Raw genomic sequence first — 26414 nt, forward strand, 5'->3', positions numbered from 1 at the left:
ATGACCCTCCATTCCGCGCAATTGGCTGGGCGCATCATGAAGGTGAATCATGCGGGCGAGCATGGCGCCATCAGCATCTACACGGGCCAGATTTTCATGGCGCGCCTGACCGCCAGGTCACTGGTGCCGGAGCTGCGCGCATTCAGGGCGGATGAAGAAAAGCACAGGACCATCTTTTACAACGAGCTCCAGCGTCGTGGCTTGAAGCGCTGCAAGAGTTACTGGCTGTGCGCTGCGGGAGGCTATGCCCTGGGCGCCGCCACCGGCTTGCTGGGTGCGCGTGCCATCTCGCTCACCACGGTGGCGGTCGAACGCACGGTGTTGCGCCATCTGCGCCGGCAAACCACATTGCTGGCGCACGATGCCCAAGCTGTTGCCGCGATTGCCGGCATCCTGGACGAAGAGCAGGCGCATCACGACCAAGCAGCAGGGCAGGGCACAACGACTGGCCTGTGGGGGCGCATGCTCGGTTCCGCCGTTTCCGGCATGACCGAATCGGTGATCTGGCTCGGCATGCGGCTGTAGATAGTATTGATGCGCAGCGCCTAGAATTCTTCCCAGTCACCCACGGCAGCGGTTGCCTTGCGTGCTTTTGCCTGCGACAAAGGCATGATGTTCGACACGGGCGCGCGCTTTGCGGGCAAGGCGCGTGCCGGTGCTTTGGCCACGGCGCTCAGCTTGCCGGCATGGCTCGGCGTTGGCCGCGCGGAGGGGCGTGCGCCGTCTGCGGGTATCTGGAAAACACTCACGGTAAGGACCAGATTGTCGGCTTGAACCCGCAGCGATTCAGCTGCTGCTGCCGCTTCTTCGACCAGCGAGGCGTTTTGCTGTGTGACATTGTCCATCGCACTGACGGCATGATTGATCTGTTCGATCCCGGTTGATTGCTCCTGGCTGGCGCTGACGATCTCGGCGATTACATCGGTCACCCGCGTCACGCTGCTGACCACCTCCGACATGGTGGCGCCGGCTTCGTTGGCGAATTTGGTGCCCAAGTCAACCCGTTCCACCGAGTTGTCGATCAATACCTTGATTTCCTTGGCGGCGCTGGCGCTGCGATGGGCAAGACTGCGTACCTCGGAAGCGACCACCGCAAATCCACGCCCCTGTTCACCGGCCCTGGCCGCTTCCACCGCCGCATTGAGCGCAAGGATATTGGTTTGAAAGGCGATGCCATCGATGACACCGATGATGTCGACGATTTTGCGCGACGCTTCGCTGATCGATTCCATCGTGCCGACCACCTGGGAAACGACAGCGCCGCCCTTGGTCGCGACATCGGACGCCGTGATGGCCAGGACGTTGGCCTGGCGCGCATTCTCGGCATTTTGCTTGACGGTCGAGGTCAATTCTTCCATTGAAGAGGCCGTTTCTTCCAGTGCGCTGGCCTGTTGCTCGGTTCTGTTCGACAAATCGTTATTGCCCGAGGAAATTTCCGCTGCGGCGCTCGACACCAGTTCCGAGTCCTGGCGAACGGATGAGACTACCTGCACCAGCGACAACTGCATGCGCTGCACCGCCGCCAGCACACTGCCGCTGTCGCCGGGCCTGACATGCAACTCGCCGGTCAGGTCGCCACTGGCAACCTTGGTCACGGCGTCACACAAGGCGACCGGTTCCGCGCCCAAGGCATTGAGGAGGCGCTTCAAGATCAGGATGCCGGCCGCAATCGCCAGTGCGGTGGCGAGCATGCTGAGCAGGATCAGCTGGTTCCTGGCGGCCGCAAACTTGTCTTCCGCGTTCTTGATCAGTTCCAGCGAGTGTTGGGTCGTGTATTGCGCGTATTCATTGGAGGCGGCTACCAGGGCTGCCAGCAAAGGGCGGCACTCCTGGTTGATCTTGATGGTCGCTTCCTCTTTCTTTTCTTGCAGGGCAAGATCCACAATGGCCAGCGCCACCGGTGAGTATTGTTTTTCGATGCTTTCGATCTTGGTGATCATGCGCCGGGCATCTTCCGACACGGATGCATCGCTGGCGAGTTCCTTCAGTTTGCGCAAATTGGTCACCACGTCTTCCTGGGCCTGGAAGACAGTTTTCTTCTCCGCATCACGGTCTGCCGGCGTGGTGACGAGGACCAGATTCCTGGCCGCCACGGCACGCATCCCTACCGCTTCCCTCACGACATGGGCCGCTTCGGAACGTGCACGCACACCATGCACATAATTTTCAAAGGTGGCTGACTGGTACGACATTCTGATGATGGCGATAATGGCTATCCCTGCCAGCAACAAGGTGATGCCGCCGAAGGCGAGTGCAAGCTGGGTACGTACGGATAAGTTTTTCATAACATTCCCTTGGGAATTATTTACATGTGATCCTTATCCGTCGTGATATGAGGACGTCAGGGATGCACGAGATGGAAGTCGATGGGCGTGATGGACTATCGATCAACTCAGGCAATGCCATGTTGAAGGCAGGGCCGAGCAAGGTGGGGCGCGATGGTGAGCACGGGGCTGGGTGCTGGAATAACGAAATAAGTTGTTTAGTTATTTCGTTTTGTTATTTTTATTGGTTGAATTTAGTTTCTCACTAAAAATCACAAAAAGCAATGTGAGCGTGATTTCGTTGTGAACAGGCAACTTTTAATGCATGCCATGCTGATCACGGCGTCAACAAAAAAGCGGCTGCCCATCCCTGGCGCAGCCGCTGTTTTTTACGAAATGACCACTACATCAGAACTTGACCCACAAGCGTCCAAAGTACGATGCGCCATTCAGGCCGAACTGCACGCTGTCGTATTTGAAACCGTTGTCGGTTTCGTCGGCGTTCTGCGTGGTCGGTTTGACGTTGAAGATGTTGTTGCCGCCGAAGGTCAGCTTGGCGTTTTTCGTGATGCTGTAGGTAAAGCTCAGATCGGCCGAGGTCTTGGCCTTGTAGCGCGCGTTCGGTACGCCTTCGGCGGTGCCGCTGAAGGTGCCCAGGGTTTGCGGGCCGAAGTGGATCACGCGCAGGTTCGATTCCAGCTTGCCGGTCAGGTAGTCGAAGCCCAGCGTGGCTTTCGAACGGGGGCCGCCTTGCTCGATGAACAGGCGTTCGCGTTCGGACAGCAGCACGTCTTCGAATCCGCTCAAGGATGCTGGCGTCTTGACTTTGGTCACTTCCGTCTTGCTCAGGTTTAGCGCCAGGAACGTGGTCAGGCGGTTGCTGAACAACTCACCCTTGTGCGAAGCGGTCAGGTCCAGGCCGCGCGTGCGCGTGTCGATCGAGTTGACGAAGAATTGCGCTTCGCCCACGCCCAGCAGCGACAGACGGGCGGCCAGGTCCGGGTAGTTGTCGGCGTTGAAGCGGCCCGACAGCACGATGCGGTCCTTGATCTTGATGTTGTACAGATCGGCCGTGACGGAGATGGCCTGGGTCGGTGTCCAGGTAGTGCCGAGGGTAAAGCTGGTGGATTTTTCTTCCTTCAGTTTCGGGATGCCGGCCGCATTGGCCACCGCGCCGCCATTCGGCGCCAGCACCACGTCGGTCGGCACGCCGCCGATAAAGTCGGTGAAGGTCGACGAGAAATACACTTGCTGCAACGATGGCGCACGGAAGCCGGTGCTGGCCGAGCCGCGCAGCAGCACATTCGGCGCCGCCTTGTAGCTGGCGGCCAGCTTGCCGGTGACGGTGGAGCCGAAGTCGCTGAATTTTTCATAGCGCACGGCGCCCTGGGTTTTCAGGCGCTGCGTGACGTCCAGTTCCACGTCGCCATAGGCGGCGATGCTGTGGCGCTTGGCCTTGGTGGCGTCGCCGGGCTGGAAGCCGGGAAAGCCCTGGCTGCCCGCATTGCCGCCCACGCCCACGCCGTCGGCATCGCTGTAGGAGCCCGGTTCGCCGGCGACGATCTTGTATTCCTCGCTGCGGTATTCGGCGCCGAAGGCGACGTTCATGCCTTGCAGCACGGTGTCGTAGTAGCGGCTGAAGTCGGCATTGGTGGTCAGTTGCTGGAACGAGAAGCCGCCCGCGTCATAACGGCTGGCACTGACGCCCTTGCCGCCGTTCAGCAGATCGAGGTTGGCGATCGATGCGTTCAGCGTATTGCTGATGTCGTAGCGCATCTTGTTGTAGCCATAGGTCTGCGAGAAATCCGCATTCCAGTCGCCGATCTGGCCACGGTGGCCGATGGTGGCGTACTGGTCGTCGATCTTGCCGTTGATAAAGGGCACGAAACCGTTCGGATACATGGCGGCCGAATTGCGCGATGGAATATCGTCGCTGCCGATGCCGCCGCGGCCAAACGCGGCGCTCGAGGCGTCGCGCGTCTGCGCGCCGGCCGTGAAATAGAGTTTGCTGGTGGCGCTGGTGGCGTAGTCGCCATTCACGTACAAGGTCTTGTTTTCCGACTTGGTGTCGCCGATGATGCGCATGCTGTCCGAGTCGGCGCGGTTCGAGCGGCCACGGTCCAGGTATTCGCCGGTAATCGCAATCGTGCCCTTGTCGCCCAGCGCCATGCCGCAGTAGGCCGAGGTCATGTAGTTCTTGCCGTCGCCTTCCGAATACTGGCTGTAGCCGGCCACCGCTTCGCAGCCCAGGCTTTTCTTCAGTTCGATATCGATCACGCCGGCAATCGCGTCCGAGCCGTACTGGGCGGCGGCGCCGTCGCGCAACACCTGCACGTTCTTGATCGCCAGCAGCGGAATCGCATTCATGTCGGTGCCCGTGTTGCCGCGGTTGCGCGCGCCGAACAGGTTGACCAGGGCCGTCGTGTGGCGGCGCTTGCCGTTGACCAGCACCAGCGTCTGGTCGGAACCGAGGCCGCGCAGGGCGGCGGAATCGACCAGGTCGGCGCCGTCCGCGCCGGTCTGGCGGGTGGAATTGAATGATGGCGAAATGTATTGCAGCGACTGCGCCAGGTCGAACTGGCCGCCCTGTTCGGCGACCTTGGTCATGGGAATGATATCGACCGGCACCATGGTGTCGGTGGCAGAACTGGCGGTGACGCGGCGTGAGCCGACCACGCTGACCGTTTGCACGGCGCCCGTGTCGGCCGCGCTGGCGGTGTCGCCGGTTTGCGCCATGGCGGGCGCGGCGCACATGCCGAAAACGCCGAGGGCGGCGCTGCCATACAGGCTGATCAGAACGGCTTTACGCAAGGTGGTCAGGGTCGGCACGCGGGTATCTCCAAGTGATTTTGTCACTTGATTCTAGTGCCAATTTTTAACTATCTGCCAGCAATACCGTGTTTTATTATTACAAATAAAGCCTGACTGTTGTTTCCTGGTACGCGGCGGTTTTGTTGCCTCTTTGTCTGCATTGCCTTGGTGCATCATGCCCCGTTCAGGTGCTGCTTTGCACCATTCCGCCCACCCAAATCTCACCCTCGGCATACTCGACCCGGATCAGACAAGGCTGCTGCGTGACATGGCCCTGTGACAGGCTCAGCGACTGTTGCAAGTGCAATGCCAGCGCCCCGGCCGCCACGCCGGTGGCGCTGTCTTCCATGGCCGGGTCGGGATGATTGAAGTTGCGCCCTTCATAGTGGCCATCGGCCAGCTTGCAATACACATAGCAGCCATTGACGCCATGCAAGCGGCCCCAGTCGGCGATCAGCTCCAGGTTGGGCCGCAGCGCGCGCAAGGTGGTGCTGTCCGCCACTTCCAGCAGCAGCTTGGGGCTGCCGATGGAAGCGACGACCGGTGGCGATGCCAGATGCATGTGCTGGCCCATCAGTTCCGATGGCAGATAGCGTTCTATTTCGACAGATGGCGCTGTCTGCGGCGCCAGGCCGATCAACAGGTCCGCGCCGCGCCGCGCCAGCATCAGCGATTGCCCGCGCATGGCGGTCCGTACCGTAACGCTGGCCGGCGCGCCCGGCGCCGCCAGCAGCACATGGGCAGCGGCCAGGGTGGCGTGCAGGCACAGCGGGCTGCGCGTGTGCGGATAAAAATAGTCGAGCACGATGGCGCCGTCGGGCTGGCGGTCGATAAAGACGCAGGCGCTGACCTGGCGTTCACGTGCAAATTGCTGGCGTTCGGTCTCCGTGCCGGTGTCGTGTTCGACGACCAGCGCCGGGTTGCCGCCGCCGGGCGTGGCGCCGAAACATTTCAAGAGATGGATGGTCATGGCAGGTGCTGGTGAAGAGAAAGCACAAGCATAACCGCTTGGCCATTTTTTACTTGAGTATAATTACTGTGTTTATATACAGTATTGAGGTGGATCATGGTGGCGGCGAGCTTGCCCGATTATGCTGAGTTGTTCTGCCTGACCAACTTCAGCTTCCTGCACGGCGCCTCGCATGCGCAGGAACTGGTGGCGCGCGCCATCGAACTGGGCTACCGCGCGCTGGCCATCACGGACGAGTGCTCGCTGGCCGGCGTGGTGCGCGCCCATGGCGTGGCCAAGCGGGCACATTTCCCTTTGATTATCGGTTCGCATTTTCAGCTGACGCATGCCGATGGCCGCCCCGCCTGGTCGCTGCTGGCGCTGGCGAAAAACCGCGAGGGCTACGGCAATCTGTCCGAGCTGATCACCATGGCGCGCACGCGCGCGGCCAAGGGGCGCTATCTGCTGACGCCCGACGATTTCGCCGCGCCGGCGCCCGAGTTCGCGCATTTGAAGGGCTTGCCCGGCTGCGTGATGATCCTGCTGCCCGGCTACCCGGCCGATGCCGATGCCTTGCGCGAACAGGGCGCCTGGATGCAGGCCACGTTTGCCATGGAAGAAGAAAAGGAGCGCAACTGGATCGGCCTGAACCTGCTGCTGCGCGCCCAGGACGATGCGCACCGCCTGGCCGTGCAGGCGGCGGCACAGGCGCGGGGCTTGCCGGTGGTGGCGGTCGGCCATGTCTGCATGCACGTGCGTTCGCGCAAGCCCCTGCTCGACACCCTGTGCGCGGTGCGCGTGGGCAAGCCGGTGGCCGAGTGCGGCTATGCGCTGGCGCAAAACGCGGAACAGCATCTGCGCGCACGCCTGCGCCTGGGCAATGTGTATCCAGCGCAGGCACTGGCCGAAACCGTATTGATTGCCAGCCAGTGCAAGTTCAAGCTCGATACCCTGCGCTATGAATATCCCGATGAACTGGTGCCAGCCGGCCATACGCCGGCCACTTACTTGCGCGAAGAAACCTACCATGGCGCGCGCACGCGCTTTCCGCAGGGTATTCCTGCCAACGTGCAGGAACAGATCGAGCATGAGCTGGCACTGATCGCCGACCTGGAATACGAGCCGTATTTTCTGACGGTCTACGATATCGTGCGCTTTGCCCGCTCGCAAGCCATTCTGTGCCAGGGCCGGGGCTCGGCCGCCAATTCGGCCGTCTGCTATTGCCTGCGCATTACCGAGGTGGACCCGGCGCGCGGCAATTCCCTGGTCGAGCGCTTCATGTCGCGCGAGCGCAATGAGCCGCCCGATATCGACGTCGACTTCGAACACCAGCGGCGCGAGGAGGTGATTCAATATATCTACGCCAAGTATGGCCGGCGGCGCGCCGCGCTGGCCGCTGTGGTGATCAGCTACCGGCCGAAAAGCGCCTTGCGCGACAGCGGCCGCGCGCTGGGCGTGGACCTGGCCATCGTGGAAAAAGTGGCCAAGGCGCACCGCTGGTTCGACGGCAAGCGCGACTTGCTGAACCGGCTGGCCGAAAGCGGGCTGGACCCGGAGGCGCCCTTGTCGCGGCAATGGGCCAGCCTCGCGCAGCAACTGCTGGGTTTTCCGCGCCACTTGTCGCAGCACCCGGGCGGCTTCGTGATTGCGCAAGGCAAGCTTTCGCGCCTGGTGCCGATCGAAAACGCCACCATGGCGGGCCGCAGCGTGATCGAATGGGACAAGGACGACCTGGAAGAGCTGGGCCTGATGAAGGTCGACGTGCTGGCGCTGGGCATGTTGTCGGCCCTGCGCCGCGCCTTCGACATCGTCAGCCTGCGCCGTGGCGAGCCGTTCGTGATGCAGGATATTCCGCCCGAGGACAAGGCGACGTATGACATGATCTGCGAGGCCGATACCATCGGCGTGTTCCAGATCGAATCGCGCGCGCAGATGAGCATGCTGCCGCGCCTGCGCCCGCGCAAGTTCTACGACCTGGTGATCGAAGTGGCGCTGGTGCGGCCCGGTCCGATCCAGGGCGGCATGGTGCACCCGTATTTGCAGCGGCGCCAGCAAAAGGAGGCCGTGACCTATCCCAAGGGGCTGGAAAAGGCGCTGGGCCGCACCCTGGGCATACCGATTTTCCAGGAGCAGGTGATGCAGGTGGCGATCATCGCCGCCGATTTCACGCCCGGCGAAGCGGACCAGTTGCGTCGCGCCATGGCGGCCTGGAAACGCAAGGGCGGCATGAACAATTACCATGACCGCATCGTCGACGCCATGGTCGACAACGGTTATGAAAAAGAGTTTGCCGACGCCATCTTCAGCCAGATCGAAGGCTTTGGCGAATACGGCTTTCCCGAGTCGCATGCGGCCAGTTTCGCGCTCTTGACCTATGCCAGTTCCTGGCTGAAATGCCATGAACCAGCGGCCTTTTTGTGCGCCTTGCTCAACAGCCAGCCGATGGGTTTTTACAGCCCCTCGCAACTGGTGCAAGATGCGCGCCGCCATGGTGTGCAAGTGTTTCCCGTCGATGTGGCCGTCAGCGGCTGGGAGGCGGCGCTGGAGGGGGAGGCCGCGCTGCCTGCCGTGCGCCTCGGTTTCAATACCCTGTTCGGCATGCGCGAGGACGCTGCCCGGCGCATCGAGGATGCGCGCGCGATTGCCGCCTTTCACAGCGTGGCCGAGCTGGCGCGGCGCGCCGGCCTGGACCGTCACGACTTGCAGATCCTGGCCGCCGGCAATGCCTTGCAGGCGCTGGCCGGCAACCGCCACGCAGCCCTGTGGCAGGCGGCCGGCGCCGTGCCCGATCGCGACTTGCTGCGCGCCACCACGCCCGAGGAAGACTTGCCGCAGCTGTCAACGCCGAGCGAAGGCGCCGGCATCGTCAGCGACTACCGCGCGCAAGGCCTGACCCTGGGCCGCCATCCGCTGGCGCTGCTGCGCAAGCAATTGCTGGCGCAGCGCTTTATGCCGGCCTCGACCCTGCGCTGTTATACCAACGGGCAAGTGGCGCGCGCCTGCGGCATCGTCACCGTGCGCCAGCGCCCCGGCACGGCCAAGGGCGTGCTGTTCCTGACCCTGGAAGACGAGACCGGCACGGTCAACGTGATCGTGTGGCCGTCGCTGGTGGAGGAACAGCGCAAGGAGGTGCTGGGCGCGCCCTTGCTGGGCGTATATGGCGTATGGCAGCAGGAGGGCATCGTGCGCAACCTGGTGGCCAAGCGCCTGGTCGACATGTCGCATCTGCTGGGACGGCTGCGCACCAGCAGCCGCGATTTTTGTTGACGCTTGTGGCATGATTTGCCCATGAAGATCTTGCCTGAAATCACACTACGTCCGGCGCTGGTCGCCGACGCGCCCGCCATCGTCGCCCTGATCGACGACCTGATGCCATTCCTGACCTTGCATCCGGACGGCGCCGGCGCGGAAAAATTCATAGCCCACTGCCGCTTGCCGGCCATCGAAAATTATCTGTCGCAGGAAAAATACCAGTACCAGATCGCCCATCTCGGCGGCCAGTTGGCCGGCGTGGTGGCGATGCGCGACAACACGCATCTGTTCCACCTGTTCGTGCCGCGCGCGCTGCACCGGTGTGGCATCGCCCTGCAGCTGTGGCAGGCAGCGCGCGATGCGTCGATTGCCAGGGGCAACACGACGGGCTTTACGGTGAACTCGTCCGTATTTGCCTTGCCCTTCTATGAAAGCCTGGGCTTTGTTGCCACGGCCCCCAAGGTGGAGGCCGATGGCATTGCCTATGTGCCAATGCGGATGATTTAGCGGCCGATAATGGCGTTGCTGCGTGGCCGTGTCGGCGCCTGCGTGATGGCGTTGCTGCGCGGCCGGGTGATGCTCATTTCGTTGCCGGCGTCGTAATAGCCCTGCGCTACCGCGTGCGACAGGTAGGAGGCGAGCCACGTGGCGCCGCCCGCGCTTTCATGCGGTTTGGTCAGCACCGGCAAGGGCACGGCATTGTATTTGTTGCGGCCGATATCGGTTTTGCCCGCCAGATAGGCGTCCGCATAGCCTTTTTGCAGTACGGCGTCGACGGCGGCTGGCATTTTTTCGCGCAGGGTGGTCTTGTAGCCGGTGACCACGGTGCTGATGCTTTGCACCCGTTCCTGCATGGCCGTCAGGTATTGCTGGATCTGCGTCAGCGCGATATTGAGCGACGAGGCTGCCGCCTGGACCTTGAAGGTGGCCGTCGGGAACGTGACGGCGTCATCGAATGTGGCGATGGTGGGCGGCAGGGCGGTGATGTAATTGCACACCTGCTTGTATTGCTCCATCGCCTTGGTGGCCAGTTCCGCCGCTTCGGTGTCGCTGGTGTACAGCATCGATACTTCGCCGCCGGCCTGCTTGTTCAAGGCGCCGTCCGCTTCGCGGATGCTGCGCGTATGCAGCTCGGCTTTCGCTTCGGTGGCGGCCATGGTGATGGTTTTCGACACGATGGTCGACAGCACGGGAATCGGAATCTTGCTGGCCAGTTCGGACAGGGCTTTTTCCGCCAGGCCGACCAGCACGCTGGCGACGTCGTTCTTGTTGGCAAACATGACGCCCAGCTGCAATTTCAGCTGCGCCTTGAAGGTGGTGGTGAACGCGTCCTTGGATTTCTTGCGCAAACTGGCGTAGGTATCCTTGGCCTGGTCGAGATAGCCGGTGACAATGCCCATGTTGGCGCGCGCCATGCGGTCGAACAGGGCGCGGTAGCCGGCCTCCAGTGCTTCTTCGTAATACAAGGCCAGCGCTTTTCCAATCGCTGTCTTGTCCGCCTCGCTTAATGGATAGGGCATCAACTTTCCTTCATATAGGTAGGTATGTTCGAAATCACCACGCCGGGCTGGCAAGGCGTTGGTACGACAACAGCATGGGCGAATTTGTAGCCACTTCGCCAATAATTGTAACTCGGATGGCCAGTCTTGACGGCATCAACCGATGGCGCTCAAGCGGCCGCCGCCAGGTGCGAGCGGGCGTGCGACTGCGTCATTTTCCGGTGCACGCCGGCCATGAATTGGGACTGCTTGAACTTCCTGATCATGGCCGTAAACAGCAGCGAGGTGGCGACGAAAAACAGGCTGCAATACAGATAGATCGGCACCATGGCGCCGGTGCCGCTGGCGGCGATGACGGTATTGCAGCGGCTGACCAGTTCGCTGACGCCGACCAGCGACGAACCCGACGAGGCGACGAAGGAAATCAGGAACACATTGATCCAGTTGGGGATGAACAGCATCACGGCGTCGACATCGCCGCGGCTCCACGCGCGGTGCGCGGCCACCAGGCTCTCGGCCGTGAACGACAGTGGCGAGGCCGACAGGCCGATCACCGCCTTGACCCAGGGCGCGATAAAGATGGTCACGCCGATGCCGGGAATCGTGATCTCGCTGGGCAGCACGAACACCACGTAGAAGATCAGCGCCAGGGTCGGCACGGCGCCCAGGGTGGTCGACACGCGCGCCGCCGCCCGCGACAGCGCGCCGCTGCTCCTGACGCGCAGCCAGGCCAGCAGCGCGCCCAGCAGCGAGCCGAGCGAGACGGCGCAGATGGCGATAAAGACATTCCACAGGAAGCCTTGCAGCAGGAAGGGCGTCCAGGTGGCCAGCAGGCTCAGGGTGTCGAAGTTCATGGATGTACGGCCGGGCGCAGCAGGACCGCCTCAAAATGGTGGATGATTTTTGCCCACAGGGTGGTGGTCAGGTAGAAGGTGATCACCAGCGCCGTCATGGTCAGGAAAATATTGCCTTTTTCCGCGATCAGCAGGCTGCTGGCGCTGAGCAACTCCGGAATCGCGATCGCCGACGCCAGCATGGTCTGCTTGGTCAGGTTGATCAGGGCCTGCTTGATCGGCAAGCCTGAAAATTGCTCGGTTTGCTTGATATTGTGCAGCCGCAGCACGAAATCCGGTTGCATGCGGCGCATGTGGTCGGCCGCTTCGAGGAAGGCGCGCATGATCAGGCCGGCCGTATAAAAGCCCGAGCAGAAGGTGGCGACGGCGAAGGCCGGCAGCTTGATGCCGAATTCGCGCGTGGTCCAGCCGCCGATGCCGAAAAAGATCAGGTACATCATGATCAGGGGCGGGGTCAGCCTGCCGTAGGCCATCAGCACGCGCAGCGCGCGGTGGCGCCAGCCGTTCCTGCCGTCGACGGTGGTGGCCGCCGCGATGCCCAGGGTCAGGCTGATGGCGATGCCCGAGGCAATCAGCAGCATGCTGTACAGCAGGCCGCGCAGGAACTGCGTGCGGTCATACGGGTCGTAGACGAAATTGAGGTCGATGCCGAAATTTTCCTTCAGGCGCAGGCCCAGTGCCTGCAGCCCGGTGACTTCTTCGCTGGAGACATATTCGGCGGTGCGGCAGGCGGCGCTCCAGGCGCCGTTCTTGCCGCGCACGCAGTTCAGCCGGCCGTTCTCGTCCTTGCCCGACCACAGCGCTTTTTGCTGCGTCAGCCAGTCGGTCGATTTGATGCCCCATTTGTTATTGGCTTCCAGCATCCAGCCGCTGCGATGCAGTTCGGCCAGCAGGTCACCGATGGCGATATCGAGCTCGCTGCCCTGTTCTTCGCGCGTCAGGAACACCGCCATCGGCGTCACCAGCGCATTCGGCAAGGGCATGGTATAGCCGGCCCATTGCGGCAAATGCCTGGTATTGTCGAGCGCGCCGGTCGAATACATGAAGCCGGAGCACTGGCCATCGCGCAGTGCCAGGTGGGCGTCGCGCACGGTCTTGTAGGTCTGCAAGTTCAGCAGGTAGCGCTCGCCCATCGGCTTGTTGAAATAACTGCCCTGCACCGCGCACAGGGTGTCGTGGCGGACCTGCTCCCATTTGTCGATCTTGGCGCCGGGCGGGAACAGGGCGTTGACGCTGGTTTCGTTGTAGCCGGGCTCGACCGCCAGGGCCATGCCGCGCCGCTCGGCCGTGTCGGCGACGGTGGCCAGCAGGATATCGACGTCGCCCATCACCAGTTTCTGGAAGCGGTTTTCGGTGGTGGTGTTGACCTTCTTGAGGCGCATGCCCAGGCGCTCGGCGATCAGTTCGGCCAGGTCGCTTTCGAAGCCGGAGACCACGCCTTGCTCGTTGATCGAGTTGTAGGGACGAAAGTCGGTCTTGACGCCGATGCGCAGGAATTTTTTCCGGCGCACTTCTTCGAGCGTGGGGCTGGGCTTGCCTTTCCATGCCGTGGCCGCCGCTGCGGGAGCGGTTTCCTGCGCGGCCAGCTGGCCGGCAAAGCACAGCGCCGCGATCAGGCTCAGGAGTTGAAATACCATTCTTTTGTACATAATTTGTTATCTCTGAGCAATCACAAGCGGCGAGCAGCCATGCTAACTTAGACCAACTCATCATGCAATCACGGAAAGAGAGGATGACGCTTTGTTATCGCCTGGTGTTGTCAAACCGTCTGTTTTTCTTGTCGTTTGCCTTATCCCGTGCCACATGATATTGTCGGCCGACATTATTTCCCTGGGTAGACCATGCTGCATCCTCTGGCCAGTCTCTGGCGCCATTCGGGGCGCGTCACGTTCTACGAATCAGGTGGCCAGGTCGGACAAGCATTATTGCAAGGCGGTGGGCAAGGGTCGGCTTCGGGTTCGCGGCGCCGCTTCGGATCAAGCACCGAGGCGTTCGGCTATCTGCGCTTCTGGGCCGGCGAACCGGCCGCGCGCGCCGAACTGAAATGGGTCTTGCAGCGCTCCGGCCCATCGCTGGCCAGCGCGCATGGCGGGCCCGACGGCTGGATGCATGCGCTGGCCGGGCGCCTGGTCAGCGGCGCCGTGGTGGTGCTCGAGGAAATCAGCCGGCAAGCCATGCCCGGCCGCCTGGTGGCGCCGGCCTCGGCCGCGCTGTCGGCCGCCGCCATTTCCGCGCTGCCGGCGCTGTCCGCCTTGCCTTCCTTGCCGGTGGCGCCCGACCTGTTGCCGGTACTGGAAGACATCCGCATCGAAGGCGCGCAAGTGCTGCCTGAACTGAATCAATCGCTGGCGCAGGTCAAGGGCGCCATCGCCAGCGTCAGCTCGGCTTCGCTGTCGCTGGACCCGGCGCCTACGCGGGTGGCGGCGATCAGGACGGCGCTTGCCAGCGCCACCAGCCAGGCCACCACCACCCTCGGAGCGTTATAAATGAAAGTGATCGAGCACGCCCTCGAGGTCTTGCCGCAAAGTCCGGTACGCATCGCCGCCGCCGTGCAAACGGCTGGCGATACCATGCTGGAGCAGGGCAACAATTTTGTCAGCGAAGTGAGCGCCTGCGCCGAATCGCTGAAGACCGACATGCTGGCCGTGGCCGAACAGATGAAGGCGATCCCGGCGCTGCTCGATCCGCAGCCCATCCTCGATTGCTGCATCGGCGTGCTGGAAACGGCGGCCGCCGACCTGCGCAAGCTGGCCAGCGACGCGGTCGAGATTCCGCAGCGCCTGCTGGAGCAGGCGGCCGGCGCGCAGAAAGTGGTCGACGCGGCCGGCGACGCGGTTCAGTCGATGAGCACGCTGCTGCCCGAGCTGGCCGATCTGGTGCCCGACTTCGGCGCCCAGCTGCAATTTGTCGACAGCCTGCCGTCGCGCGGCGCGGCGCTGGCCGACCTGGCCACGCGCAGCGGCGCGATGGTCGAGCAATACGGGCGCGACCTGCTGCCCTTGTCGGCGCAGCTGCAAAGCCTGGCGCTGCTGCAGGGCGGCGCCGGTGCCGGTGCAGCGCTGACCGAAACACTGGTGCAACAGGCCGAGCAGCTGCAGGCGGACGCGCTGGCCAAGGTGCAGGCATTGCGCGATACCCTGGACGGCAATGTGGTCGACCTCGACGCCACGCTGCAGGACGCAACCATGCAGGTGGTCGACGCGATCGCCGGCGTGTCCAGCCTGGTCGACCAGAAGGCCGAGGCCCTGCTGGCGCCGCTGCAGGCGCAGATCGACTGGATCGGCGAGGTGCGCGCCGCGCTGGCCGACGAGGCCCAGGCATGCGACCGCCTGTTCGACGAGGGCTGCGCCCAGGTCGACCGGCTGGGGGACATCCTGATGCAGCCGCTGGCCACCGCGCGCGCCCAGGTCGACGTGGTGATCGGCAAGCTGGCCGAGGCCGCCGCCAGCGTCGACGCCATGGTCGCCAAGGCGCGCGTGCCGCTCGACGGCCTCGATGCGCGCGTCGATATCATCACCGAAGCGCTGCGCGGCGTGGTCGAGGTGATCCGCCAGGAAGTGGCGAAGGTGCTGCAGCTGTTGCGCGAACTGGACGACGAGGCGGAAAACGCCAAGATCGCCCTGCGCGCGCTGCCGGAACAATTTGCGCCGGTGCGCAGTGCCATCGCCGACGCCGTCGCCATGCTGGTCGGCGTCAAGAACCAGATCCCGCCGTTCGTCGGCGAGGCCAACAGCGCCCTGAGCCTGGCCGACAATGAACTCGACCAGGCCGCCGCCCTGTGCGCCAGCGCGATCGAGATCTGCACCCGTTACATGATGAAGGCGCCTGGCCTGATGCTGGCCAGGACGCTGTTCGTCGGCCTGCAGGCGATGATCCCGCCGGTAAAAACGGCGATCGCCAGCGCGCGCACCGTGGTCGCCACCGCCGGCACGCAGGCGACCGGCCTGATGGACCAGGCGATCGGCCTGGTCGAGTCGCTCAATCCCTTGCTGGACCAGGCGCTGGCGCAGCTGCAAGTGGCGATCGATGCCTTGCTGGCGCTGCTGGAACAGATGCAGATGGCGCTGCTGCAGGTGGCGACCGCCGCCGAGGCGGTGCCGCCGTTGCTGCAGGAGCAGGTCGAAAAAGCCTGTACGGCGGCCCATGCGGTGCTCGACAAGGTGCGCGCCGCCGTCGACCAGTGCCTGTCGCAACTGCAGTGCGAAGCGCTGGTGCAGCGCTTGCGCCAGGAATTGTCCGATTTGCTGGACCGTACGTTCGCGCCGCTGGAAGCCCAGCTGAACGCGGCCGGCGCGCCGCTCAGGCAGGTGCTTGAAACCGGCAAGGTGCAGGTGGGCAAGGCGGCGACCCTGGCGCAGGACGGCTTGCAAACGCTCGCCGACGCCATCGCCAGCGCGCGCGACATGGCGCGCCAGCCGGTGCAGGCCTTGCACGGCACCTTGCAAACGGCGCAGGACCAGCTCACGTCGGTCAGTGGCGTGGCGCGCCAGCAAGTGCGGCAGGCGGCCGACCAGGCCCTGTCGTACGTCGACCAGGCCTGCCAGGCGATCCAGCGCCTGCGTATCCGCGACGCGGCCGGCCAGCTGGCGCCGTTCGTCCAGTTTTACGACGATGTCGCCGCCACTTTTCAACAGGCGGGCGAACAGGTGCGGCAGGCCGGCGATATCGCGGCCCGGGTCGATGGCTGGCGCACCCAGGCGCAGCAGGCGGCCAGCGATTTGCTGGACGACGTCAAAGGCAAGGCGGCGCAGGCCCTGCAGTCGGTGCAACAGCTTGAAACGGCGTCGAACGACGCCAGCGCCGGCGCGCAAGCCCGGCATGACAGCATCGAGGACGGCGAATCGCCGGAAGCGCAGGTGCGCGCCTCGTTCGATGGCATGCAAAGCGATGCGCAAGGCGTTGCCGACCAAGCCGATGCGGCGCTGGCCAGCATGTCGGGCACGCTCGACGAAGCCAAGTCCGAGTCCGAGACGGTGTCGGTGCCCGATCCGGCCGCCAGCGAGCCGGCGCTGGCCGAGCTGCAGTCGCAAGCCGACCAGGCCACGGCGTTGGCCGAACAGGCCAAACAATCCGAGCAGGCGCTGCTGGTGGAAATCGCCAGCTGCGACAGCAGCGTCGGCGCCGCCGCCGACCAGGCCCTGAGCCAGACCACGGCCTGGAAGGACGAAGCGCAAGCGGGCATCGCGCAGGCCATGGCGCAGGTCGAGGGCGTGCAGGCGCAAGTGAATGTGGCGCGTGCCGAAGCGGTCAAGGCCGAGGCCATCGTCGATGCCGAAGTGGTGAAATTTGGTGGTACCTCGACGGCGGCCGATGCGCAGCAAACCGGCGAGCAGGCGGATGCCGCCGCCGCCGCTGCAGGAGCAGGAGCGCAGGCCGCCGCTGGCGGCAGTGCCGGCAATGCGGGCGCCGAAAGCGGCGCCAATAATGCCAATGCCGCCAATGCCGCCAATGCCGCCGATGCCGACGCTGGCGCGGGCAATGATGGCGTGCCAGGCACAGGCGGTGCCAATCAGGTCAACAATAATGCGGCGGACGCCACCGGCAATCCTGGTGCAGACGGCGCGCAAGGCAATCGCAGCGCCGACAGCGCCACGAATGCCTCGGACGACAACACGCAGGCGCGCGGCGATGCGGCGGCAGGCGATGCCGCTGCCGGCAATGAAGGCTCCGGTGACGCCGGCAGCGGTGCCGCAAGCGATGCCGGCGCCGGCGCCGATGGCACTGTGCCGCCCAGCGTGCAAGCCGGCGACGCCGCCGGCAATGCGAACACGGATACCGACACCGGCGCTGAAGCACCTGTGCGCGCCGGACAAGGCGATGGTGAGCCCGCTGATGCCGCCACGCCTGTTGTCGGCGATACCGGCCAGGATGGTGCGCGGTCCGGCGACGATGCGCCACCAGCCGGCGACGCCGGCTTTGCTGCGCGCGATGAGGGCACGCCAGCTGCGGATCGGGCCGCCGAAGTGGCGCCCGTCACGGCGCCGGACGTGCCGGCGCTGGCCCGTGGCGACGCCGACAGCAACGCGCCACTGACGCAAGACGCCGCCGACGACGACATGCCCGCCAATGCCGCCGTCCTGGCCGCCGCGCTTGCGGCATCCAGGGCTGGCCTGGGCGCCGTCGCCGCGGACGCCGCCGCCGTGCCGGCAGGCGGCGATGCCGACATGGCCGCCCTGGCGGTCGCCGCCGGCGGTATCGCCGATCTGTCCGCCACTGGCGCTGGCGTCATGGAAGGGGACGCTGGCAAGGCCAGCACTGGTGATGATGCCGGTGCCGGTGCCGGTGCCGATGCCAGCGCCAGCACGGGAGAGGGTGCGCAAGACGATGGCGCCGGCGCGAATCCGGCCGGTGGCGATGCCGATGCCGGCGCCAGCCGGAACGCAGCCGGTGATGGCACAGCAGGCGATGCCGCCGTCAATGGCGGGGCGGATGATGCCGCAGTCGCCAAGCCCGCCGCCGATGAAGCGCAAGCGGGTGATGCGCAAGGTGAGGATGCGCAAGGAGAGAGTGCACAAGCCGATGCGGCGCAGGACAATGACGCTACGCCGCCACCGGCCGCCGTCAATGAAGGGCAGGGCGCCGGCGCCACCCCGGATGCCGCCGGTGCGGCGGACGCGGGCGCCGACAGTGCGCCGCAAGAAGAGAACGCTGCCGCGCAAGCCGGTGCCGAAACGGGCGTGGCCGATGCCGATGCTAACGCTGGAGCCGAAACCGCAACCGCAACCGAGGCTGACTCCGGCACCGGCACCGGCGCCGCTGCAACGGATGGTGGCACTACAGGTACGGACAGCGCCGGCGCCCAGGATGATGCTGCCGCCAATCAGGCTGCCGCGACCGCTGGGGACGATGCCGGCGCCGCCAATGCCGATGCAGATGCACCGGCACCTGAAACCGACGCGGGTGCGAAGGCTGATGATGGCGCGCAAGGCGACAGCGCCGCAGCTGGAGCGCAGGGAGCCGGGAAGGCCGAGGAGGCCGCCGGTGGTGGACAGGACGACAGCGCCGCCGCTGAAAAGACCGATGGTTCCGCCACGGCTGGCGCTGGCGCGGCCACGCCGTCCGCCGCTGCCGCTGCCGATGCCTCGGCCGCCGAGGGAAGCGGCACCGAAGGCGGTGCGCCAGCCGAAGGCCCGGGCAACGCCGCCAATCCAGCCAATCCCGCCACTGGCCCTGCTGCCGCCGCGACGGATGCCGGCGCGGGCGCGGGCGCTGACGCGGCGGCACCGTCCGCCGCTGCCGATGAGGCGGCCGCCGAATCAGGCAGCGCCGATAATGGCGACGGCTCCAGCGCCGATGTGGCTGGCAATGGGGCGCCAGCCACATCGGCTACTGCGAATGGCGCGGCTGCCGAAGAGGGCGGCGCCGCTGCCGCCGCCGATGGTGGCGAGGGCGCCCAGGGCGGCAGCGACGCCGCGCAACCGGGCGCCGCCGCCAGCGAGGAACATGCCGGTGCGCAGCCGTCCTCTTCCGCCCCCGCCGATACGGACGCAAATACTGGCAAGCAAGGACAAGAAGCTGAGGACGCGGCCAAAGCCGCCACGGCCGATGCTGCTGATACTGTTGCCGCCACCGCCGATGCGCACGACGCCCACGACGCCCATCCCGCCGCCGCCAGCGAGACAGGCGAGACAAGCGAGACAAGCGAGACAAGCGAGGCCGGTACGGCGAACAAGGATGGGCACGCCGCCGCCAGCGAGGCGGGCGAGGCCAGCACCAACGCCAGCGCCAGCGCCACCGGCTCCGCGGCGGCGCCAGCAAGCGAGGCCGGCACGCCTGCAGTGACCGATACAAGAACCGATGCCGGAACCGAAACCGGGACCGATACCACGACCGATACCGCCAGCGACACTGCCCACGCCAGCGCCGCCCTGGCGGCGGGCGGTGGCGTGCCAGGCACCGCCGCTCCGGCAAGCACTGCCGCGTCCACCGATGCCGATGCCGATATCGGCGCCGGCCACGCCGGGTTGCCGGCTGCGGCAGCCCCGGTGGCGCCACCGCATGTCGATCCGCATGGCGCGCGCCATGGCGATGCGGCGCCAGCTTCGGCCCAGGCGCCGCGAACGGCGCATGCCGGCGACTGGCGCGGCACGCCGCCGGCCGCGCCGCAGTTGGAGCATGGGCCGCAGATGGGGGACGGATCGCAGATGGAGTACGGTCTGCAGATGGAATACGGGCCGCAGCTGCCGCCCGCGCCGCAGCCGTCCGTCCTGCCAGGCGATGCCGTCGCCGCGCCGGCCGGCCAGCCAGTGGTTCGGACCAGCTGGCGCGGGGGCGCCGAGGTGCCCTGGGATCTGGCCGGCTGGCGCGCCAGATATCTCTCCAAGGTCAGCCGCAAGGTGCTGGGCAAGCTCGATAGCCCGGACTGATGCCGCCCCTGAAACGGTGCTGTGTAAAGTTATGTGAAGAGTCTGCCGGCAGGCTGGCAGGCCGCATGCTTTGCCGTTATTCTTGTTTTTCTAATGCAACTGATTCGTATCACGCAAGCTTTTTCTTCCATTCGGCAGGCATGTGTCGTATCTAAGTCGCAAAAGAACAATTTCGATAAGTTTATTGATCGAGTGCAAATAAACTTGTTCAAAATTAGTTTTTCCATTTATCATTATTTGGTTGTTGGAAGAAATATCGATTGATACCGTTGCGGGGCCTGCAAAGTCGCGGCACGGCGGGCGTGATGCCTGTTTTGCGGTGTTTTGTTGATTTTTCGCCCCGCCCGCCACTAGTCACCATGTGAGGGTGTGAATGTCAGGCAGCTTACAAAAATGGGTAGGACGTAATCGTCCACCTCGTGTGCAAATCACGTACGATGTCGAAATTGGCGATGCCAGCGAAAAGAAAGAATTGCCATTGGTTGTAGGCTTGTTGGCAGATCTTTCCGGCCAGCCTTTGGTGCCTCCAGCGAAACTCAAATCGCGTCGCCTGATCGAAATTGACGGCGAAAACTTCAACGAAGTCATGAGTAATATTGCTCCCCGCCTTGATCTGTCCGTTCCGGACACCTACAAGGGCCAGGGCAATCTCAAGGTGGAACTGAACTTCACCTCCTTCGAACATTTCCATCCTGAAGCAATCGTTGCGCAAGTGCCGCGTCTGGCCAAATTGCTGGAAGTGCGCCAGCAATTGCGTGACCTGCTTGGCAAGCTCGACGGAAACGATGAGCTCGACTCCCTGCTGGAAAACATCATCCAGAATACAGAGGAGCTCAAGACGCTCAAGGGCCAGGGAGCAGGTGCGACAGCTCCGGCGGCGTCAAGCGAGCCTGAAGCTGAAGTGGCGCCTTCCTGATAGCGTGCTGCACGCTTCCCTCAATTCGTTTACAGAGAGCTAAATCATGGCCACCAATCAATCCGCCAAAGGCGGTGCCGGCAAGTCCGTCGAGTCCGCCGGCGAGCTGAGCCTGCTGGACCGTATCGTCCAGGAAGGCAAGATGGCAATCGAGCCATCGCAAGACGCATACGCAAAAAAACTGCTGGGACAATTCGCGACCCAGGTGCTGGACGAAGGCATGAAGACGGCGCCGAACAAGGGCGTCGTCGCGATGATCAACGAGCGCATCGCCGAGATCGACAAGATCCTCAGCGACCAGCTCAACGCGCTGATGCACCATCCTGACTTCCAGAAGCTGGAAGGCTCGTGGCGCGGCCTGCACGACATGGTACACGGCACCGAAACCGGCACCAATCTCAAGCTGCGCCTGCTGAACGTGTCGAAGAAAGAGCTGCTGAAAGACCTGGAAGGCGCTGTCGACCACGACATGAGCGTCCTGTTCAAGAAGCTCTACGAAGAAGAATACGGCACCTTCGGCGGCCATCCGTACTCGCTGCTGATCGGCGACTACTATTTTGGCCGCGATCCGCAAGACATCGCCTTGCTCGAACGCCTGTCGAAAGTGGCCGCCGCAGCCCATGCGCCACTGATCACCGCCGCCGCACCGTCGCTGTTCGACATGACCGAGTTCACCGACCTGGGTGTGCCGCGCGATCTGTCGAAGATCTTCGAAAGCGCTGAAATGGCCTCCTGGCGCAGCTTCCGCGATTCGGAAGACTCGCGTTATGTCGCCATGGTGCTGCCACGCTACGCGGCACGCCTGCCGTACGGCGCCAAGACGGTACCGGTCGAAAACTTCAGCTTCGAGGAAGACGTCGACGGCCGCGATCATGGCAAATACCTGTGGGCCAACTCGGCCTACCAGCTGGGCCTGCGCATCACCGACGCCTACGCCAAGTACAACTGGACCACGGCGATCCGCGGTGTCGAAGGCGGCGGCAAGATTGCCGGCATGACGGCGCACACCTACAAGACCGATGAAGGCGACGTCGTGCTCAAGTGCCCGACCGAGGTGTCGATCACCGACCGCCGCGAAAAGGAATTGAACGACCTCGGTTTCATCGCCGCCGTCAACGCCAAGGGTACCGACTTCGCCGCCTTCTTCGGTGGCCAGACGGTCAACAAGCCGAAGGTGTACAACCTCGACACGGCCAACGCCAACGCGGCGCTGTCGTCGCGCCTGCCGTATGTGCTGGCCGCGTCGCGCTTCGCGCACTACATCAAGGTGATGATGCGCGACAAGGTCGGCAGCTTCCAGACCCGCCAGGGCGTGGAAAGCTACCTCGGCGAATGGCTCAGTTCGTATGTGCTGCTCAGCCCGAATGCGACGCAAGGTGAAAAAGCCCGCTTCCCGCTGGCCGAAGGACGTGTCGATGTCACCGAAGTGCCGGGCAAGCCTGGCGTGTATTCGGCCACCGTGTTCCTGCGTCCGCACTTCCAGATGGAAGAGCTGACCACCTCGATCCGCCTGGTTGCCGAACTGCCGGCGTCGGTCGGCTGACGGCTGGCCGGTCCGCGTTCAACCTGACGTCCCCTCAACGCCGGCAGCTGGCATGGCCGCCGGCGTTGTTTATCAAATTTGGAGCCAGTAAATGTCTGACGTACTTATTCTGGACTTAGGTCCTTCGATCATCGGCAACTGCCAGGTGGTCGGCTATGTGGGCAAGATCATCGTCCATTCGTATTCGCACGGCGCATCGATTCCCCTGCAAATGGACTCGGCCAACACCGAGCGTACCGCCGGCCGTCCGGTGTTTTCGGAAATGTCGTTTTCGAAGATGGCCGACCTGGCCACCACGGAAATGTACAAGGCTTGTACCCAGGGCAGCAAGATCGGTACCGCCACCCTGTACGTGGGCCGGGTTGAAAATGGCAAGTACATGGGCTTTTTCGTCTACTCGATGACGCACGCCATGATTTCCAATATCAGCACCTCGGGCGGTGGCGGCATTCCAAGCGACTCCTTCTCGATCTCCTTTACCAAGATCAAGTGCGACTTCACCCAGCAGCAGTCGGATTCGACCGCCAAGGGCACCGGCACCTGGAACTGGAACCTGGAGACGATGAAATCGGATTGATGTCGAGGCGGCCGCCTGGCGGCGCCGCCATGGTTGGCCCCTCTCTCTTTCTGATTGCTCCGAATTATGTCCAAAGCCATCACCGCGTCGCTCGTTCCGCTGTTTGACCGACTCACCGGCATGTCCGCTTCGGCCGATGGCAGGCTGCTCGACGGCGGCGGCTTGCAGCAATCGCTGCAACTCGACCTGCTGCGCTTGTTCAATATCCGCAACGCCCTGTCGATACACGACTACCTCCAGGCCGAACCCGCGCTGCTGCCGTTCGGCCTGCCCGACATGCAAGCCCTGTCGGCCCGCTCGGAACAGGATCTCGACTTGTGGACGGCCGTCCTGGAGCGCTGCCTGGCGCGCTTCGAACCGCGCCTGTCGCATGTGAAGGTGGTGCTGCGTCCCGATCCGCACAAGCCGCATGCCGCGCACGCCGACATCAGCGCCGTGGTGAAGCTGGGCAGCCAGCTGTGCCGCGTCAATTTCGATGTCGCCGTCGACGCCCGCTCGGCCGCGTTGCAGGCGCTGGCCGCGTGAAAGGTCCGGTGCTGCCTTGAGCGACGACATGCTGGAATACTATCGGCGCGAACTCGATTACCTGCGCACCCAGTCCGCCGACTTCGCCGCGCGCTACCCGAAGGTGGCGCAGCGCCTGGTGCTGAGCGGCGACGAGTCGGCCGATCCGCATACCGAACGCCTGATCGAATCGGTGGCCTTTTTGACGGCCCGCGTGCACCGCGACCTCGACCGCGATTTTCCCGCCGTCGCCTCGGCCATGCTGGACAATCTGTGCCCCAGCCTGACCCAGCCCGTGCCGGCCATGACGGTGGTGCAGATGCGCCTCGATGCGTCGCAGGGCAAGGTCATGGCCGGCATGCCGGTGGCGCGCGGCACGACCTTGTCGACCACCGCCGCCAGCGGCGAAAACTGCCGCTTCCAGGTCGCCTGGGACACCACCCTGTGGCCGCTGTCGGTGGCCGCCATCAAGCTTGAAGACACGCGCACCTTGCGCCTCGACCTGCGCTGCGACGCCGGGGTCGACGTGGCCGAACTCGAACTGGCTACCTTGCGCCTGCACCTGGCCGGCGACCTGCTGACCACCATGCCGCTGCATGAACTGCTGATCAGCGAACTCGAATGCATCGAATTGCTGCCCGGTGGCGGCGGCGTGCATCGCTTCGGTCCCGACAGCCTGGTCGAGGTGGGCTTCGACGAAGACCAGGCGATCCTGGCGCAGCCGGCGCACGCCCATCCGGCTTACGCCCTGCTGCAGGAGTATTTTGCGTTTCCCCGCAAATTCCAGTTTTTCGACCTGAGGGGCTTGCGCGGCCGCCTGGGCGCCGGCGCCGGCTTTTCGCTGCGCTTCGTGTTCAACCGCAGCGCGCGCGTGCTGGCGCAATTGAGCGCCGACACCTTCCGCCTCGGCTGCGTGCCGGCCGTGAACCTGTTCAAGGTGACCAGCGAACCGCTGCGCCTGGACCGGCGCCAGTATGAATACCTGTTGATCCCCGACTACCAGCGCGACAGCATGATGGAAGTCCATTCGGTGCTGTCGGTCACGCTGTCGGACCAGCGCACCGAGCGCGCCCGCGTCATTCCCAGCATGTTCGCCGAATCGGAACCGGACGCCGGTGGCGCGGCCGACGACGTGTTCTGGTCGCTGCGCCGCGAGATGAGCCTGCGCAAAGGCATCAACGGCAGCGACGTGTATCTGAGTTTCGTCGACCGCGGCAATGTGCGCGCCGATCCGGGCGAGCCGGTGGTGTACGCCCAGCTGCTGTGCACCAACCGCAACCTGGCCGAGCAGATCGGGCCGGGCACGCGCTTCTACGGCGAGGGCATGTCGTCGTCGACCGATATCCGCGCGCTGTACCAGCCCAGCATGCAGCGCGCGCCGGTGCTCGAGGCCAAGGCCTTGTGGTCGCTGGTGTCGCTGCTGCGCCTGAATCACCGTTCGCTGGTCGACGGCAGCACCGGCGTGCAGACGCTGCAGCAGATGCTGATGCTGTTCGCCGGCGAAACCGCGCGCGACCAGGGCCAGGTGCGCGGCGTGAAAAGCCTGCTGGCCACGCCGGCCACCACCCGCGTGGGCCGCGATACCTGGCGCGGCCATTGTCGTGGCACCGACATCGTGCTCGAATTCGACGCCGACGCATTTGTCGGCACCTCGCCGCTGGTGCTGGCCGGCGTGCTGTCGCGCTTTTTCGCCCTGTACACCTCGGCCAATTCCTTCGTGCGCCTGGCGGTCTGGCGCAATGGCGAGCCGTGGATGCAATGGCCGGCCATGAGTGGACGACAATGCCTGATCTGATCGAGCAGCTGCGCCAGGCGCCGCAGACCTTCAACCTGTTCCAGGCGCTCAGCATCCTCGAGCGCGGCGAACCGGCGCGCGCCGCGCTGGGCACCTCGGTCGGACTCGATGAAAGCGTGCGCCTGGTGGCGCAGATCGGCATGGGTTTTGCGCCCAGCGACCTGGCGGCGCTGGAGGACAGCGGCCGGCCCGGCCCGCCGCTGACCCTGGCCTCGACGGTGCTGTCGCTGGCCGGCGCGCATGGTCCGCTGCCGATGCCGTACACCGAAATGCTGCTCGAACGGCGCCGCCTGCGCGACCCGGCCGGGCTGGAATTCCTCGATATCTTCAACCAGCGCCTGCTGGCCTTTCTGTACCGCAGCCGGCGCAAGCACCATCCGGCGCTGGCCGGCGGCGACCTTGCCAGCGCGCCGCTGGTGCGCTGCCTCGATGCGCTGGCCAGCCTGGGACGCACCGCGGACGACGCCGACCAGGCCGGCGCGCGCGGCCCGCACGGCGAACAGGCCTGGCTGCGCCACGCCGCCGTGCAGGGCGCCGCGCCGCGTTCGATGACCTCGCTGCTGGCGGTGGTGCGCGACCGCCTCGGCATCCATTTCACCGGCAAGCAATTCGTCGGCGGCTGGCATGCGCTGGCGCTGCAGGACCGCGCCCGCCTGCACAGCCAGGGCAAGCCGGCCGGCCGCCTGGCCGGGCTGGGCATGGGCGCCAGCCTGGGCGCGCGCGCCTGGGACCAGGGCGCCGGCCTGGCGCTGGACGCGCCGCCGCTGGCGCCGCCGCAATTTGCGGCCCTGCTCAAGGGCGGCAAGACGCATGGCCTGCTGCACTGGCTGGTGGCGCGCCACTTGCAAAGCGACCTCGATGTCGAGCTCAAGCTGCAGCTGGCGGTGCGGCCAATGACCCGCCTGGCCGCGCCCGCAACCGCTACGGCGGCGCCGGTGACGGCCATCACGGCGGCCACGCTGGCGCCGCGGCTGGGCCTGAGCGCCTGGCTGTGCAGCCCCGGCGACGCGCCGCGCCCGGCCGGCGTGGTGTACCAGCAACCACGTTTCCGCCTGTCCGCCAACGCTACAGAAAGTACCTGACG

17 protein-coding genes are annotated in these 26414 nt (G+C 64.7%); 11 read left to right on the forward strand and 6 right to left on the reverse strand.

The features are described from left to right. Entirely contained in the window at positions 1-525 is a 525-nt protein-coding gene (locus Q8L25_RS11830; protein ID WP_308925003.1) for a demethoxyubiquinone hydroxylase family protein, read from the forward strand. Between the two features lie 20 nt (positions 526-545). Here Q8L25_RS11830 and Q8L25_RS11835 read toward each other — a convergent pair whose 3' ends face one another. The 3 genes from Q8L25_RS11835 to Q8L25_RS11845 form a co-directional block, all read right to left on the reverse strand. Continuing rightward, positions 546-2285 carry a methyl-accepting chemotaxis protein gene (locus Q8L25_RS11835; protein ID WP_308925004.1) on the reverse strand — a complete coding sequence of 580 codons (1740 nt, stop codon included), beginning with the start codon at positions 2283-2285 and terminating at the stop codon, positions 546-548. A 387-nt stretch (positions 2286-2672) separates the two neighbouring features. After that, positions 2673-5093 (reverse strand): TonB-dependent receptor, encoded by a 2421-nt coding sequence (locus tag Q8L25_RS11840; protein WP_308925005.1) that lies wholly within the window; start codon positions 5091-5093, stop codon positions 2673-2675. 166 nt (positions 5094-5259) lie between these two features. After that, complete coding sequence (locus Q8L25_RS11845; protein ID WP_308925006.1) at positions 5260-6045, reverse strand: PhzF family phenazine biosynthesis protein; 786 nt, start codon at positions 6043-6045, stop codon at positions 5260-5262. A 96-nt stretch (positions 6046-6141) separates the two neighbouring features. Here Q8L25_RS11845 and Q8L25_RS11850 point away from each other — a divergent pair, with 96 nt between their 5' ends. Both Q8L25_RS11850 and Q8L25_RS11855 read left to right on the forward strand, forming a co-directional pair. After that, the gene (locus tag Q8L25_RS11850; RefSeq protein ID WP_308925007.1) at positions 6142-9291 is read left to right on the forward strand and encodes an error-prone DNA polymerase; all 3150 of its coding nucleotides are present in this window, start codon (positions 6142-6144) and stop codon (positions 9289-9291) included. Positions 9292-9312: 21 nt separating this feature from the next. Further along, positions 9313-9783 (forward strand): GNAT family N-acetyltransferase, encoded by a 471-nt coding sequence (locus Q8L25_RS11855; protein WP_308925008.1) that lies wholly within the window; start codon positions 9313-9315, stop codon positions 9781-9783. Here the strand turns inward: Q8L25_RS11855 and Q8L25_RS11860 are convergent. The 3 genes from Q8L25_RS11860 to Q8L25_RS11870 form a co-directional block, all read right to left on the reverse strand. Further along, positions 9780-10796: a hypothetical protein gene (locus Q8L25_RS11860; RefSeq protein WP_308925009.1), complete on the reverse strand. Its 1017-nt coding sequence runs from the start codon at positions 10794-10796 to the stop codon at positions 9780-9782. The genes Q8L25_RS11855 and Q8L25_RS11860 overlap by 4 nt on opposite strands. Positions 10797-10945: 149 nt before the next feature. Continuing rightward, the gene (locus Q8L25_RS11865) at positions 10946-11629 is read right to left on the reverse strand and encodes a polar amino acid ABC transporter permease (RefSeq protein ID WP_308925010.1); all 684 of its coding nucleotides are present in this window, start codon (positions 11627-11629) and stop codon (positions 10946-10948) included. Next, the gene (locus tag Q8L25_RS11870) at positions 11626-13266 is read right to left on the reverse strand and encodes a transporter substrate-binding domain-containing protein (protein ID WP_308925011.1); all 1641 of its coding nucleotides are present in this window, start codon (positions 13264-13266) and stop codon (positions 11626-11628) included. The genes Q8L25_RS11865 and Q8L25_RS11870 overlap by 4 nt, the downstream gene beginning before the upstream one ends. Positions 13267-13470: 204 nt before the next feature. Between Q8L25_RS11870 and Q8L25_RS11875 the strand changes: the two genes are divergently transcribed. The 8 genes from Q8L25_RS11875 (at position 13471) to tssG (ending at position 26412) form a co-directional block, all read left to right on the forward strand. Then, positions 13471-14115, forward strand: a complete 645-nt coding sequence (locus Q8L25_RS11875) for a hypothetical protein (protein ID WP_308925012.1) — start codon at positions 13471-13473, stop codon at positions 14113-14115. After that, complete coding sequence (locus Q8L25_RS11880; RefSeq protein WP_308925013.1) at positions 14116-19995, forward strand: hypothetical protein; 5880 nt, start codon at positions 14116-14118, stop codon at positions 19993-19995. Between the two features lie 373 nt (positions 19996-20368). Beyond that, complete coding sequence (tssB, locus tag Q8L25_RS11885; RefSeq protein ID WP_308925014.1) at positions 20369-20911, forward strand: type VI secretion system contractile sheath small subunit; 543 nt, start codon at positions 20369-20371, stop codon at positions 20909-20911. 46 nt (positions 20912-20957) lie between these two features. Continuing rightward, a complete protein-coding gene (gene tssC / locus Q8L25_RS11890) occupies positions 20958-22454 on the forward strand; it encodes a type VI secretion system contractile sheath large subunit (protein WP_308925015.1) in 1497 nt (498 codons plus the stop codon). Positions 22455-22545: 91 nt separating this feature from the next. Further along, positions 22546-23031 carry a type VI secretion system tube protein Hcp gene (locus tag Q8L25_RS11895; protein ID WP_308925016.1) on the forward strand — a complete coding sequence of 162 codons (486 nt, stop codon included), beginning with the start codon at positions 22546-22548 and terminating at the stop codon, positions 23029-23031. 66 nt (positions 23032-23097) lie between these two features. Then, positions 23098-23556 (forward strand): type VI secretion system baseplate subunit TssE, encoded by a 459-nt coding sequence (tssE, locus tag Q8L25_RS11900; protein WP_308925017.1) that lies wholly within the window; start codon positions 23098-23100, stop codon positions 23554-23556. Positions 23557-23584: 28 nt separating this feature from the next. After that, positions 23585-25330: a type VI secretion system baseplate subunit TssF gene (gene tssF / locus Q8L25_RS11905; RefSeq protein WP_308925018.1), complete on the forward strand. Its 1746-nt coding sequence runs from the start codon at positions 23585-23587 to the stop codon at positions 25328-25330. Then, positions 25318-26412 (forward strand): type VI secretion system baseplate subunit TssG, encoded by a 1095-nt coding sequence (gene tssG, locus Q8L25_RS11910; RefSeq protein WP_308925019.1) that lies wholly within the window; start codon positions 25318-25320, stop codon positions 26410-26412. The genes tssF and tssG overlap by 13 nt, the downstream gene beginning before the upstream one ends. The last annotated feature ends 2 nt before the right edge of the window (positions 26413-26414 follow it).

The organism is Janthinobacterium sp. J1-1, from assembly GCF_030944405.1.
In the GTDB taxonomy this organism is placed as follows: domain Bacteria; phylum Pseudomonadota; class Gammaproteobacteria; order Burkholderiales; family Burkholderiaceae_D; genus Janthinobacterium.